This is a genomic window from Paenibacillus sp. BR1-192, assembly GCF_029542445.1.
GTDB classification, from domain to species: Bacteria; Bacillota; Bacilli; order Paenibacillales; family Paenibacillaceae; genus Paenibacillus_AQ; species Paenibacillus_AQ lautus_A.
On the sequence record NZ_CP120718.1, the window covers coordinates 3,472,383 to 3,487,582 of the forward strand.

The 15,200-nt window shown below is 50.1% G+C and carries 12 protein-coding genes; 9 read left to right on the forward strand and 3 right to left on the reverse strand.

Going from position 1 to position 15,200, the window contains the following annotated elements:
* Positions 1-167 precede the first annotated feature (167 nt).
* The 3 genes from P0X86_RS15465 (at position 168) to P0X86_RS15475 (ending at position 4,223) form a co-directional block, all read left to right on the forward strand.
* Positions 168-1,730, forward strand: a complete 1,563-nt coding sequence (locus tag P0X86_RS15465; protein WP_145036283.1) for an ATP-binding protein — start codon at positions 168-170, stop codon at positions 1,728-1,730.
* Positions 1,731-1,858: 128 nt separating this feature from the next.
* Complete coding sequence (locus P0X86_RS15470; RefSeq protein ID WP_277748903.1) at positions 1,859-3,109, forward strand: multidrug effflux MFS transporter; 1,251 nt, start codon at positions 1,859-1,861, stop codon at positions 3,107-3,109.
* Between the two features lie 190 nt (positions 3,110-3,299).
* The gene (locus P0X86_RS15475; protein WP_228468992.1) at positions 3,300-4,223 is read left to right on the forward strand and encodes a VanW family protein; all 924 of its coding nucleotides are present in this window, start codon (positions 3,300-3,302) and stop codon (positions 4,221-4,223) included.
* Here the strand turns inward: P0X86_RS15475 and P0X86_RS15480 are convergent.
* From P0X86_RS15480 to P0X86_RS15490, 3 genes are all read right to left on the reverse strand, one after another.
* Positions 4,220-5,041: a cytochrome c oxidase assembly protein gene (locus P0X86_RS15480; protein WP_277748904.1), complete on the reverse strand. Its 822-nt coding sequence runs from the start codon at positions 5,039-5,041 to the stop codon at positions 4,220-4,222. The genes P0X86_RS15475 and P0X86_RS15480 overlap by 4 nt on opposite strands.
* Before the next feature lies 1 nt (position 5,042).
* A complete protein-coding gene (locus P0X86_RS15485) occupies positions 5,043-5,537 on the reverse strand; it encodes a DUF2243 domain-containing protein (RefSeq protein WP_228468929.1) in 495 nt (164 codons plus the stop codon).
* Between the two features lie 288 nt (positions 5,538-5,825).
* Positions 5,826-7,019, reverse strand: a complete 1,194-nt coding sequence (locus P0X86_RS15490; RefSeq protein ID WP_277748905.1) for a cytochrome P450 family protein — start codon at positions 7,017-7,019, stop codon at positions 5,826-5,828.
* A 386-nt stretch (positions 7,020-7,405) separates the two neighbouring features.
* On the opposite strand from P0X86_RS15490, the gene P0X86_RS15495 reads away from it, so the two are divergent.
* The 6 genes from P0X86_RS15495 to P0X86_RS15520 all read left to right on the forward strand — a co-directional run bounded on the left by P0X86_RS15495 (position 7,406) and on the right by P0X86_RS15520 (position 15,196).
* On the forward strand, positions 7,406-9,721 hold the full coding sequence (locus tag P0X86_RS15495) for a helix-turn-helix domain-containing protein (RefSeq protein ID WP_192571954.1): 2,316 nt from the start codon (positions 7,406-7,408) through the stop codon (positions 9,719-9,721).
* Between the two features lie 165 nt (positions 9,722-9,886).
* Positions 9,887-10,792 carry an ABC transporter permease gene (locus P0X86_RS15500; RefSeq protein ID WP_277748906.1) on the forward strand — a complete coding sequence of 302 codons (906 nt, stop codon included), beginning with the start codon at positions 9,887-9,889 and terminating at the stop codon, positions 10,790-10,792.
* 17 nt (positions 10,793-10,809) lie between these two features.
* A complete protein-coding gene (locus P0X86_RS15505; protein WP_009590217.1) occupies positions 10,810-11,706 on the forward strand; it encodes a carbohydrate ABC transporter permease in 897 nt (298 codons plus the stop codon).
* A gap of 31 nt (positions 11,707-11,737) precedes the next feature.
* The gene (locus P0X86_RS15510) at positions 11,738-13,408 is read left to right on the forward strand and encodes an ABC transporter substrate-binding protein (RefSeq protein WP_277748907.1); all 1,671 of its coding nucleotides are present in this window, start codon (positions 11,738-11,740) and stop codon (positions 13,406-13,408) included.
* A 15-nt stretch (positions 13,409-13,423) separates the two neighbouring features.
* Positions 13,424-14,296, forward strand: coding sequence for a sugar phosphate isomerase/epimerase family protein (locus P0X86_RS15515; protein WP_192571951.1), 873 nt, complete (start codon positions 13,424-13,426; stop codon positions 14,294-14,296).
* 270 nt (positions 14,297-14,566) lie between these two features.
* Complete coding sequence (locus P0X86_RS15520; protein ID WP_192571950.1) at positions 14,567-15,196, forward strand: hypothetical protein; 630 nt, start codon at positions 14,567-14,569, stop codon at positions 15,194-15,196.
* The last annotated feature ends 4 nt before the right edge of the window (positions 15,197-15,200 follow it).

Below are 15,200 nucleotides of genomic sequence, written 5' to 3' on the forward strand. Positions count from 1 at the left end.
GACGGCAGGAATAACGCCATTTTCAGGAAAAAATAAAGGGCGGCTTTGTTGAAAGTGATGTTTTCCTGCTGTTCAGATGCATGTATATGGTGTACCATATTTGGTGGAACTTGCCTCGTTGATTTCTACAATATGCGCCAGTAATAGCGATTTAGGAGTGATTCGCTTTGTCGTTTTTAGTCCTTAAGCTCCTATTTGTTCCCTTGATATCGATTTTTATCATGGTATCGTCGGTCTATCTCGGTTATCACACGTCCATTCCTTTGATGCTGCTCACGGCAACTTTGTTGTACGTATCCGTTGTTTTTGATCGAAAGTACGAATGGCTTCGTTATGTTCATTTTCTGTTTCTTGGGGCGTTTCACTATGTAAGTCAATTAAACTGGTGTATCCTCCTGTATTACATACTGATCATTAATACCATTCATAACAAAGAACGATTTAAGGAAACGATGCCGCTGTGCTTCCTGATCATTCTTCAGTATTCCTTAATCCGTCTGACTTACGTGCCGTTAACGAAATACAATGTTCTGGTCTCCGTGTTTGATTGTTTGGCTTCCTTTGTGATTGTGATTTCATTCCACTTTGTTAACTTTCTGGAATCGGAGAAGAAGAAATTATATAAGCAGAACGATTACTTAACGTACCATGATGCATTAACCGGTCTTCTGAATTATGACGGGTATTTGCATAAAGTCCAGCAGCTCATTGAGGTGAACAAGCCGTTTCAGCTGGTGCTGCTCGATATCAACAACTTTAAATCGTTAAATGCAAAGGACATTTCCACCGCAAATGAGATACTGATCAGATTCTCGCGTGCTCTGCGGAGATTGTTCCTGAACGACATGCTGGCCGCCTCGCGCTATGCGGGAGACCGCTTTGCCGTACTGCTACCCGAGCATGTCAACATCGACAGCACCATGTTCAATTTTGAGCATATCGGCGTACAGGTGACGTATAGCATTACTTGCTACCCGCACGAAGCATTAACGTATCAGGAGATCATCAGCACGGCGGAGGACCGGATTTTTCAAATGCGCCGCAATTCCTGGATGAGAAGCCAGGAGGAGATGATCCGTACGGAAAAAATGAAGATGGTGGGGGAGCTCGCTGCCGGAATGGCCCACGAGATACGCAATCCGCTGACTTCGATTAAAGGCTTTATACAGCTTTCCAAAAATCAAAGTTATAATATACAGCCCTGGTATGAGGTTATCATGGGGGAAATCACGCGGGTAGGGGAGCTGACGGCTGAATTTTTACATTTTTCAAAGCCGCATGCCAGCAATATGAGGGTTGAGTCCCTATCGGATTGCATGACGCGCGTTTACTCCTTATGTGAATCCGAAGCGGCCTCGCACGGACATGTGTTTCTGCTCGACTTAAGCGATGAGCCGATCCAAATCGTGATGGACCGGGACAAGATCATCCAGGTACTGATCAATCTGATTCGTAATTCCTTCCAGGCGATGGAAAACACCGGTTCCGTTCGAATCTCGCTTAAAGCAGAAGAGGGGATGGCCGTTGTTCAGATCGAGGATACCGGCAAAGGGATCGCTGATGAAAATCTTGCCAAAATTTTCGATCCGTTCTATACGACCAAGGAAGAAGGGACGGGGCTCGGGTTGTCCCTTTGTCAGAAAATTGTAGAAGATCATGGCGGGAGAATTACGGTACATAGCGAACTGGGCATTGGCACAACGTTTACTTTGCGCATGCCCCTGTCCTAGTAAAAATGGTTGGTCATATCCAAAAAAATAACCTATGATAGAATAGTTGCTTAGCAATCAAGATGGATTGCCAGCAGCATATCACCCATGCATCAATGTGTTGCAAGAGAAAGGAAGTATCTGTCAGTATGTCGATTTCCACCAAAGAAACCGGTTCAGCCATGGTCCTGACTCGCGGAAAGAGGCTGCGGTTTGCCTTGATTCTCGGATCCCTATCGGCATTTGGACCGCTCTCCGTTGACATGTATTTGCCTGCACTGCCTAAACTTTCGGAAAGTTTAGGGTCACCGGCATCGTTAGCCCAATTAAGCTTGACGGCATTTTTGCTCGGCCTGGCGCTTGGACAGCTCGTAGCCGGGCCGCTCAGCGATATACGGGGGAGAAAAGCACCGCTGATCATATCCCTGATTATTTATTCGGTCACCTCCTTACTGTGCGCATTTGCACCGACGATTTGGGTTCTGGTTGCGCTCCGCTTCGTGCAGGGAGCCAGCGGAGCAGCCGGCATCGTCATATCCAGGGCGGTTGTGCGGGATTTATACACCGGTTCGGAGCTGACCAAATTTTTCACTTTACTGATGCTGATCAACGGATTGGCTCCAATTATCGCTCCTGTATTCGGTGCCTTTATTCTGAATTTTGTATCTTGGCGCGGCGTATTCGTCGTCCTGTTTTTGATTGGATTGCTGATGCTGCTTGCCGTATGGTTTGGTCTTCCGGAAACGTTGAACAAGGAGAATAGAGCCAGCGGCGGGATCAGGCAAACCTTTCAAACCTTCGGTACGCTGGTTCGGGATCGCGTGTTTATCGGATATGCGCTCTCCCAAGCGTTCGTATCGGCCGCGATGTTCGCGTATATCTCGGGATCGCCCTTCGTGCTGCAGGATATCTTCGGGGTGTCTCCTCAAACGTACAGCCTATTCTTTGCCGTTAACGGGGTTGGTATCGTATTATTCTCCCAAATTACCGGGAGGTTGGCTTCCCGCACAGGAGAAACCAAACTTCTGACGACGGGACTTGTTATTGCAGCCTTTGGCGGCACATCGCTGCTTGCCATTACATGGCTTGGCGGCGGACTGTTTCTCATTGCGCCGATGCTGTTCCTGATCGTATCTGCCGTAGGGATGGTTAGCGCAACGACAACATCCCTGGCGATGCAGAAGCAGGAAGCCCATACTTCAGGCAGTGCATCCGCATTGCTAGGCTTGCTGCCTTTGCTCTTAGGCGCCGCCGCAAGCCCTCTTGTCGGGCTTGGAGACGGAACGACGGCAGCTCCTATGGGCACCGTCATCGGGATCGCTGAATTACTGGCCGTCAGTTCGTTTCTGTTTCTCGTCATGCCTATTAGCCGCAGGAAAGAGACACAAGTCTCTTTATAAAATCGTACTTTTGCAAAGAAGCCCGCACGATGAATGTGCGGGTTTCTTTTTGTGGTTAAGGAAACAATTCTGAATGAATTACCTAGAATGCAATCATAATACCAAAGAGATGTGTAAACGGGCATAGCAGGAAAAACGCACGAAGACGAGGAAAACACAAAGATAAAGCAGGTGAACCCACTTGAAATGGATGTCGGTCATTAGCCTACTGTTCATGCTCCTGCAAGGGACTGAACCGGAGAACGACAATTTAACGATTACCCAGGAAGGCAAAGTCATGGAAAGCGTGAATCGAAGCGAACATGCGCTTGATGTGTTCCCGCTGCTGGATATGGACAAATACGATCAATGGGTGGATAAACTTGATCGCAAGACGTATATGGAAGCCCGAAATGCCAAGATTGGCAGCAGCGGCCAGATCGTTCCGGGTCAGAACGGCCATCGTCTCGACCGACGCAAGCTATTGGAACAATACTATTCGTATTGGTACGGCACCGGGGCTTCTTCCATCGAAGCGCCGAGGTATCCGATATATCCGAAAGTGGACACCGAGCTTCTGGCTTCCATTCGCGTCAAGCCGATCGGCTACTATGTAACCTATTTTAATTCCAATAACAAAAATCGTTCCCATAACATCGCGTTGGCTGCTCAAGCGATTGACAGCGCAGTCGTATTCCCCGGGGAAACGTTCTCGTTCAATGAGGTCGTCGGCATGAGAACGGTGGACAGGGGGTACAAACGTGCCGGCGTGATCGTAAGAGGCGAATTGTCCGAAGGAGTGGGGGGCGGAATCTGTCAGGTTTCTTCGACGCTGTATAATGCGATTGACCGTGCAGGTTTGCAGATTGTGAAGCGCTACTCCCACAGCCGGAACGTCCCTTACGTGCTGCCTGGTCGAGACGCTACGGTTAGCTGGGGAGGCCCGGATTTTGTCTTTGAGAACGCCTATAATCAACCCATCCTCATTCGGGCATTCGGGAACGGGGGAAGAATGACCGTAGCCATATACTCTTCGGAACTCATCGAATATAAGCCGCGCAATGTACCGAGCATATCCAACAGCCTGCCGGAGGAGACCAGCGACACCAAGCATAATCCGGTAAGCGGCGATTAATCCGGGATTGGATGAAACGATGCCGGTCGCGGACGGGACGACCTATACCATTGCATGCACATCCACAACACGAGAACGAGATCCACGGCATCGCCGCCGTAATACATCAGCATGCCACCAAGCTTTGCCTGCTCGAAAGGAACGCCGTCGGGCGGATGGGCATATAAGTATTTGGAGAGTATCCCGTGTCCCGCCATGGCAATGATCTGGATGAACGCACGAAGCCGAAAGCTTCGGCGGTAGGGAACCACATCCACGTAGATCAAAGAAACCGTAAATAGATATCCGGCTGCAAACACATGAAAATGAACGGCTATATGAAGAATTAGGCTAGAATGCATGGCCGTGAACAACCCGGTGGTGTAGAGGATCCATAAGCCGCCGATATTCAACAAAGCGGCCACCAATGGATGTGAGATACAATGGACGGGATTGCTCTTAAGCAATCGGCTAATTCTTCTTGCGACCGGCACTGGGACTGACCGAAGCAGAAGCGTCATTGGAGCTGAAAACGCAATCAGCAGTGGCCCGAGCATGCCGAGCAGCAGATGCCCAAGCATATGCACCGGGAAATTCGCAGGGGCAAGCCGGGCCAACGGGCCTGCCAGCGATAAACCTATGCAGGTCAATCCCGCAATCCAGCAAACATAACGATGGGCAGGCCATTTGCGGTGGCGTCGGTTGGAAACCGCAGCAGCTGTCCAATAGAGCAGAATTAGGCCAGCGAGGAAGAAACTCAAAATCCATTCCCAAGGGTGCCATACAGCAGCGCCTTCGAACATTCCGGCACCATGATGATGAAACGAATGGCTACTCATCTTAGGATGCGGCCTTCCGGGAAGGGACGCGGTTTCGAGTTCGTGCAATGAGTATGATGCCAGCGATGATCATGCCGGCAGCAATCAGATTCCAGACCCAGTCGTAGGGTCTTATATCGACGTAATAACGAATCTGATGCAGTCGCATCCATTTGTGCTGGATGATGCCGTCGTACAGTTGGAAAGCGCCACCGCCTAACAGAATGCCTCCAATCCATCGTTTAGCCCAAAACGCGTTCCTTCGGTGCAGATCGGCAATCAGAAACGAGGAGCCGATGGTAGCAAACCAGCTGAACGCATGAAACAGACCATCAGAGACAAGGCCGATATCGCTTGTAGACTTATCGTAGAAATGATGCCAATGCAGCAATTGGTGAAATACCACCTCATCGATAAATCCGACCAGCCCTAACCCGAACAAGATGCCGGCCCATAGGTTGCGTTCGGCGTAGTTTGAGCGCTGTGTTTGATTTTCATGGGTTTTAGAAGACTTCATTCGTCTCATCCTCTTTCTGTTATAAAATTCTGAAGTCCATCGTTTTACAAAGTGATACTTTCTAAGTTTACCCATTATTACCATATCAATAACTTTAACATCGGTTGGATAAAACGAGTGATATATATTATTCGCTTCGGTAAAGGACTAAAGCTCGTTGTTCATCAGTTAATTAGTTTACATAATGTTATATATGTTAACTGAATTGAACATATCCACAAACAAAAGGCGAACCACTTTTAGGGTTCGCCTTTTTTACTAGGTGTAAATATATTATTCTGCTGGATATTAAGAACGAAGTGAAATGGGGATCTCCTTCACGCCGCGCACGATCATACCCGGCCTCCATTCCAGCTCGTCGATTTTGCCCTGAAGCTCGAAATCGGGAAAGCGGCGAAGGAGCGTGTTAATCGCGATTTCACCTTCCAGCCTGGCGAGCGGTGCTCCGAGGCAGAGGTGTATTCCCTTGCCGAAGGCTAAGTGGTGGCTCTTCTCACGGGTGATATCGAACAGATCGGGATCCTCGAATTGTGTGGAATCGCGATTAGCGGAATTTAGGGCGATGACAACCAAGTCGCCTTTTTTCATATGGACACCGTGAAATTCCAAGTCCTCCGCGGCCCATCGTGAAGTGCTGAATTCAACGGGACCGTTGTAGCGAAGCATTTCCTCAATGGCGCCATGAATCCGTTCCGGCTGTTCCTGCAGAAGCTTCCGCTGCTCCGGATGCTCCAATAATGCAAGCACGCCATTGCCGATCAGGTTCACCGTCGTTTCATGACCGGCTATGATCATCAGGGTAACGACGCCGTATAACTCCTGTTCGGATAAGCGGTCACCTTGGTTCTCGGCAATGACCAGCTGACTGATCATATCGTCGCCGGGCTGTTCGCGAACCTTGGCGAACCAGTCCCTCAAATAAGCGATGAATTCGTTCATATGCTGGACGACCTGCTCGTTCATTTCCTGATTGGAAGCGCCGATGATGGAATTGGACCATACCCGGAACTTGTCCTGATCCTCGGCGGGTACGCCGAGAATCTCGCTGATTACTATAATGGGAAGCTTAAAGGCATATTCGTCAATAAGATTCATGGTGTCTTGGGAGGAGACGGCATCCAACAGGTTATCCGCGATCTCTTGAATATGGCTGCGCATATCCGCGATTCTCTGCGGCGTGAAACCCTTCTGGACCAATCCGCGAAGCCGTTTGTGATCCGGCGGATCGGAGAACAGCATATTCGTGCTGAACACGCTGGTCTGTTCCGCGCCCATTGCCTTCGCGACGTCCTTGCTGAACCGGCCATCCTTGAGCGCTTCGACGGCTTCAGCGTAACTGCTGATCAGCCACCCATGACGACCATCCGGAAATTGCAGCTTCATAATGGGATCGCTTTGCCTCAATTTCTCGTACACCGGATAAGGGTTATGGGTAAATTCCTTGGTAAACAATGCATTTTTCAGAGATTCGTTCACATTCATCGGTATGGTCTCCTCTCGAAAATGATAGTTTCTTATCCAGTATAAGGGATAGCGAAAAGGATAACCAATTTACGGTTGAATTAACGACAGTCTCCAGTTCATTCAATCCATTCATCGTTCCGGAGGAGCCGTGCATGTTGCTCATGAACATATCATGCATACCTGCAGACAGCGGGATGCCCTTTCCCTTGCGAATATGCCGGGTATAGGATATGACGAAGCTAGGAAGTACGGGGTAAAACCGAATGGTGGAATCGGATCTGCACAGGCGGGTCTTTTTGCGTTTACGACGCTTAATGGGGGGAAATCAGTGCCTTTTGGTCTACTGACTACGCGCATCAATCTTTGATATATTGGATCATATCTGAAGGGAAGAAAGGGGGAAAATGCCGGTGAAATCCGTTTCGGGAGAGAAGGCAGGGCTGTTGTTTCGATTTTTTATACCGTATGCCGTCATTCTGGTAGGCTCCCTATTGGTTGGATGGTTTGCTTATGGGAAAACCTCGGAGCTGATTGAAAACGAGACGGTAAAGAGCACCTCTGCGGCACTGCAGCAAATTCAGGAAGCGCTGGATCAGCGATTTGCCGAAATCGAGAACATCGCACGGCAGATGTCGAGCGAATCCAAGATCCAATCTTTTCAATTCGAGAAAGAACCATTTGCCGGCACAGGCCCATACCGTTTGTGGGATTTGGAAAAGAGCTTGTTTAACTACAAACTGTTTAATCATTTCATTGTGGATTATTACATCGCGTACAAGAACAGCAGCATGGTCATCTCTCCCCGCAAAGTGTATACGTCAGACCAGTATTATCGTTTGCTGCTGCGTTATGAAGGCCAATCGTTAAGCGAATGGAGGCAAGCATTGTTCGGGCAGTATCATTATAAAACGTATACGCCGGGACATTCGGTTGTTTATGAAGGCAAACCATACTCCGTCGTGAGTTATATGCAATCCTTCGGGAACAAAAGCAGCAGCGGGGTTGTTACGGTCCTGATTAACAATAGGCAGATCCAGGACATGCTCCGCAAAGTCGATCCGGAACAAGAGGGCTTTGCCTATATAGCGGATGCTAACGGAAACTTGATCAGCTCCATCGGATTGAAAGAACAGGATTTTATGAAAGCGCTTCCCATAAAAAGTGGCGATACCCATATCCGATGGGATGAACAGGAGATGCTTGTGACTCAATCCACATCCGAATACAACGGCTGGAGCTATGTATCCGCCCAGCCTAAATCCGTGGTGCTCCAAAAGGTATATTATATCAAGCAGTTGACGTTAACCATCTTCATTACAGCTCTGCTGCTGGGGTTAGGCGTAGCCGGTTATTTGGCATATCGAAGCAGCAGGCCGCTCCTCAAAATCCTTCAGCTGCTGCCTTCAACGCGATCGGAAGCAGCTCAAACTGCTTCGCGTAACGCCGTTGATTATATCGGCCATTCCGTATCCGAGCTGGTTGAAAGCCATGATTCGCTGAAGGAGCGGTTGGAAGAGCAGATTCCGATGCTGCGAAACGTTCTGGTTGATCGTCTTCTGAAAGGGAGCTTCACGTCGATGCAGGAGCTGGAGGCTGCCATGGAACACGCGCAGGTTCAGCTCAGGGGATCTCACCATGCGGTGGCGCTTCTTCATATTCGAGGATACCACGAGCCATTCATGGAAGAAATGCTGATGGAGCTCGATATTGTCAAAATCAACATCCGCGACCGGATTCAATCATTATGCGGAGAAGGGGCGCTGCTGCATGACTTTGGAGAAAATCAATTGGTTCTGGTCTTGTCTGGAACGGCAGCGGACAAAGAGGAATTCACGATGCAAATGCGTGCACATCTACAGTCGATCCATGAGCATTTGATTGGAATTTCCGGCACGGGCCTGTACATGGCTGTAGGCGAGTTCCGGTCCAATATTGCCGAGCTGTATCGTTCCTACGGGGAGGCCAAGTTTGTCCTGCATCATGCGGGATGGAGCGAGAAGTCTCCTATTTTCTATCATGCCGAGATGGTAATGCCGGCCTTTTCCTATTATTACCCGGCAGACGAAGAGATGCGGTTAATCCAGCTCGTGAAAGCCGGCAATCTGGATGAGACAAAGCAGCTTTTTCGGCAGATCAAAGAGAAGAACAGGTCGGATCGGCAAATGCCGATGGCCGTCGAGAAGCTCCTTGTCCAGGAGCTTAGCGGTACCCTGATGAAGTGCAACGAACAGACAGGGAATGATGGAAGCCACCGAACGGAGGAAACGGATGCCGTCATCCGAGCGTTAAATCCCGAGTTATCCCCTGCTGAAGGCATGAATATTCTTTATGCCGCTTTCGTTCGCCTCTGTCAGAAGAACGAGGAGAGGAAGAAGAGCCATAATGCTCATTTAACGAACCGGCTGCTGAGCTATATCGAGAAGCACTATGGGGAGAGCGATCTGAGTTTATCCGCGCTCGCCCGGGAAACCCACACTTCCGAAGCTTATGTATCGTACTTCTTCAAGGAGCAGACGGGCTTGAATTTCTCGGAGTATCTTGAGAAGCTCCGCATGGATGAGGCTAAGCGGGAGTTGGCGACTAGCGACAAGCCGGTCAGCGACATCGCTGCAGCTTGCGGCTATTTGTCACTCAACACCTTCAGCCGGGCGTTTAAACGCGTAAACGGGATAAGCGCCACCGAGTACAGACGCCTTCACCGGGCCGGAGATTATGCTTAATCTAAAGAGATGCGTACTGCCGGATTGATGAATAACAGCCCATTCTAAAATTCTGAATAGTCGACAGGAACATGAAGATTTACGCGGAACAAGCCGGCTGTATATACTCCAATCACGGACCGGATCGGGACGAATCCCATTGAAGATTGGAGTGGTAACTGCTGAGTGGCTGGAAGAGTATCATCCGCAGCTGGCAATTGTACGCGCGCTTTTTTGCTCCCGTTATTGTACATCATCATATTCAAGTATGTGCCGATGTACGGCGCGCAGATTGCGTTTAAAGAGTTCAACGTCACAAAAGGAATCAGTGGCAGTCCATGGGTCGGATTTGCCCAGTTCGAACGTTTCTTCCAATCGCATGAATTTTGGCGTTTGCTTAAGAATACGTTCTCCATCAGCTTGTACACGCTGATAGCCAGTTTTCCGTTTCCCATTCTGCTCGCGCTCGGTTTGAATTATGTAAGAAACCGGCGTTTCAAGAACACCGTCCAGATGGTTACATACGCGCCTTATTTCATCTCTCTGGTCGTATTGGTGGGCTTGATGCTGCAGTTTATGGACCCGAGAACGGGGCTCATCAACACGATGCTCGGCTGGTTCGGCGCAGGTCCCTATCATTTCATGGCCGAGGCCTCCTGGTTTCAGTCGATCTACGTGTGGTCCCATATTTGGCAGAACGTCGGGTTTTCCTGCATCATCTTTTTGGCAACGCTTTCAGGCATTGATCCGGCACTCCATGAAGCAGCCGTCATCGACGGCGCTTCGAAGATGCAGCGGATGCGCCATATTGACCTGCCGGGCATTATGCCCATCGCCATCATTCTGCTCATTCTGAATACGGGTCAAATGCTGGAGACCGGCTTCGAGAAAATCCTGTTAATGCAGAATGCGCTGAATTTGCGATCTTCCGAGGTCATCGACACGTATGTGTACAAGGTTGGACTGGTATCCCAAGCGATGAATTTCTCTTATGCCACGGCGATTGGCTTGTTTAAAGCGATCATCGGCTTCGTGCTGCTGCTGATCGTGAATCAGACGGCCAAAAAGCTGAAGCAGGAAAGTCTTTGGTAAGGAAAGGAGGATATGTAATGCAATCACCTGCCATGAAGGAATCCGGCTCGGACCGCGTTTTTACGGTGGTGAACTACGTCATTTTATCCGTTTTCTTAATCGTTGTGTTATATCCGTTGATTTATGTAGTCAGTGCTTCGTTCAGTTCCAGCAGCGCGGTTTTATCGGGAAAGGTATGGCTGTGGCCCGTCGAACCGACGCTCGAGGGGTACCGTGCGGTGTTCAAAAACACGATGGTTGCCAAAGGCTTCATGAACACGCTGTTCTATACGCTGGCAGGCACCTCGATTAATCTCATTCTGTCCGTTATGGCGGCTTACCCGCTATCACGCAAAGATTTTCGGGGGCGCGGCCTGTTCATGCTGCTGTTCGTGTTCACGATGCTGTTTAATGGGGGACTGATACCGACCTATCTGCTGGTGAAGGATCTCGGCATGATTGACACGGTATGGTCGATGCTCATTCCCGGCGCGCTGTCGGTGTGGAACGTCATCATCATGCGGACCTACTTCCAGACGACAATCCCTACAGAATTGCTGGAGGCATCACAGCTGGACGGATGTACGGATTTCCGGTTCCTATGGCGCATCGTGCTGCCGCTTTCGGGTCCCATCCTGGCCGTCATCGCTTTATTCTATGCCGTCGGCCACTGGAACCAATATTTCAACGCCATGATCTATTTAAAAAGCGCGGATTTGTACCCGCTGCAGCTGGTGCTCCGCGATATTCTGGTGCAGAACGAGGTCAATATCGAAATGCTCGGAGACGCCAAAACCGCGGCGGCCCGGCAAGGGCTGCGGGAGCTGCTGAAATATTCGCTGATCGTGGTGACATCGGTTCCACTGCTGATCGTTTATCCGTTCCTGCAGAAGTTTTTTGTCAAAGGGGTCATGATCGGTTCGTTAAAAGGATAATACATCCATTATTTCAGGAGGGCGGGACGTTATGAGAAAAAGAACGCGGGTTATCATGGGTGTTATCACCGCATTCAGTATCCTTCTTGCAGGCTGTACAGGGTCACAGGGCCCGAAAGGCGCGGATGAAACACAAAATACGGGTACCGAGGCAATCGCATTATCCGAACCGGGAACCTATCCGCTGGTTCAAGAGAAAACCACTTTGAAGGTGATGGTGCGGGGAAATCCGCTGGTCGAGAATTTCGAAACGAACGATTTCACCAAATGGTACGAAGAGAAAACGAATGTGCACATCGAGTGGGAGGTCGTTCCGGAGCAGAGCATGCAGGAGAAGCTGAATCTCGTTCTTGCCAGCGAGGACTATCCCGATGTCATCCTGGGATTGAACATATCGCCGGCGCAGCAGATGATTTACGGCTCGCAGGGCGCCTTTCTCCCGTTGAATGATTTGATCGAGAAGCAGGGGCCGAACACCAAGAAATTGTTCCAGGATAATCCGGAAATCCAATCCACGATTACCGCGCTGGACGGCAATATCTATGCGCTTCCGGAAGTGAATGAATGCTATCACTGCTCCATGAGCCAGAAAATGTGGATTTATGAGCCTTGGCTGAAGAAACTCAATCTGAAGATGCCGGAAACCACCGATGAGCTGTACGAGGTGCTGAAGGCCTTCAAAGAACAGGACCCGAACGGAAACGGAATCCAGGATGAGATTCCGCTGTCGATCTCACCGAAATCCTGGAGCTCCTCCATCGATGCGTTCCTGTTGAATTCTTTCATTTATAATCCGGTTTACGGCTCAAGTTACAAGCATATATTCATAAAAGACGACAAGCTCGACGTCGCCTTCAACAAACCGGAGTGGAGGGAAGGGTTGCGGTATATGAACAAGCTGTATGCCGAGGGACTGCTCGCTCCGGAGTCATTCACGCAGGATGACAATCAGCTGATCCAGATCGGGGAGAATCCCGATACGGTCATTCTGGGTGCTTCAACCGGCGGCCACCAGGGTATATTTACCCAACTCCTCGGCGAAAGCGGCAGATGGTTGGAATATAAGACGGTGCCGCCGCTCAAAGGACCGAACGGCGTTCGCTATGCGGCTCTCGATTCCACCGGATTGAACCCGGGTGCATTCGTCATCACGAAAAAGGCCAAGCATCCTGAGCTTGCCCTGCGCTGGGCAGATGGCCTGTACGAACGGGAGCATACGCTGCGCAGCGTCTATGGCCGTCCGGACCAGGAATGGAGGGAAGCGAAGGACGGAGAGGTCGGTATCAACGGGGAGCCTGCGGTCTGGTCTGAGCTAAAATCATATGGTACGGTGCAAAATATTGCCTGGATACAAACCGGCCCGAGTTTGCGGACAAATGATTTCCGCCTGAGCGCCGTTGCCAAAGGAGACGACGATCTGGAAGTCGTATTGTACAACGAGACGAAAAATAAATACGAACCTTACAAACCAACCGATGTCAGCACCGTTCCGCCGCTGTTTTTGACAAACGAGCAGGCGTCCGAGGTAGCGGATCTGTCCAAAACGATCAACGATTACGTGGATGAAATGATGGCACGCTTCGTGATTGGCGATGCCGATCTGGATAAAGACTGGGACGGCTACGTGAAGCAGCTGGAGGCCATGAATGTAGCCCGCTACCTGGAAATCTATCAGGAAGCTTACGATGGAAGAAGCAAATAAAGGAGGAATCATGCAATGAGGGTTGGTGTGAGCACCTACAGCTTGCTGCCGGCTATCCGTGCAGGCGAGATGACGGTGCTGGATGTGGTGGATTGGATCGCGGAGAACGGCGGACAGCACATGGAGATCGTGCCCTATGGATTTACGCTGGAGGACAATCCCGGACTTGCCGACGCGGTGCGTGAGCGGGCGGCCGAAGCCGGCATCGCATTATCCAATTATTCCATGCCCGCTAATTTCGTCCAGGAGAGCAGGGACGACTTCGATGCGGAGGTCGAACGGATCAAGCGCCACGTGGATACGGTCAACCGGCTGGGAATGAAGCATATGCGGCATGACGTAACGGCGTTCACGCTGCCGCCGGAGAAGATGGGCATCGATTACGTGGAAACCCATTTGGACATGATCGTGGAAGGCTGCCGTCAAATCGCGGATTACGCAGCCCGCTACGGCATCACGACCACAATCGAGAACCATGGCGTGAGCGTGCAGGCAAGCGACCGGGTACAGCGCGTGCTGCAGGCAGTCGACCGTCCGAACTTCAAGACGACCTTGGATATCGGCAACTTTCTATGCGTTGACGAGCAGCCGCTGGTCGGCGTGAAACGCAATTTGCCGCTGGCCTCGCTCGTCCACGTGAAAGACTTCTATTATCGTCCGTTTGATCAGGATCCGGGCGGGGGGAAGTGGTTCAGAACCTCCCATGGCAATTACCTACGAGGCTCCATCTTCGGGCAGGGGGATCTGGATGTGCGGCGAATCCTTCGACTCATTAAAGAATCCGGTTATGACGGGGATATTACGCTGGAATTCGAGGGCATGGAGGAGTGCAGGGAAGGAACCCGATTGGGTTTGGACAATCTGAAGCGGTTATGGGAGGAAGCGTGACAGGAGAAGCGCCAGAATATGTAAACGAAAACCATTAAAATACACAGGCCTGCCTTGGAGCAAATCCGGGCAGGCCTGTTTGCGCAAATCGATAACCGAAAACAGCTCTGTACGAACCGATAATCACCTATATCTACTAAAAATGGATTCGGGAAGGGACAAAGACGATGCCAAAGCCCAATTTCAGTGATTGACAATTTATGGGTTGCGTTTAGTATTAAACTGAAGGACCAAAATTCATGGTGAATTTCACCAGCCAAGGGGGATAATATGAACCAAACCACCGTTCCTTATAACGAGATTGAACCTAAGCTGCAGACCGGAGATCTTCTGCTCGCTCATGGGGTAGCCAAGGGAAGTCTTCGAATTGAAGCGCTGGAACATTGTCCGTGGTCACATGTTGCGATGGTCGTACGCGCTCCGAACGATGAAGTGCTGTTATGGGAATCCACGTCGCTCGATAATCTGGAGGATACGTGGTTACATATCAAGAAATCAGGTCCTCAGCTCGTGAAGTTACGCGATCGATTGTCAACCGATGTCAGCAACCATTACGATACGATGTTTGCGATTCGTCATTTGCATGCCGATCGAACACCGGAAATGTACGAGCTGCTGGATCATTTTATCGAGCAGGTGCATGATGCCGTGTTTCCGGATAAAAAACAGATGTATTGGGAGATCATCGAGGGCAAATTCGGCATCACTACTTCGTTCCGCGACTTCTTCTGCAGCAAACTTGTAGCGGAAACCTATATCCAACTAAAGCTGTTGTCCCCCGCTAAAGCACCCAACAGTTACGAACCCAAAGATTTTACATCCAAGCGACATCTTCGCCTGCTGGGGAATGCCCGGTTAGGCGATGAAATTTATATCGATGTTGCGTCCATTCTCGCATGAGATG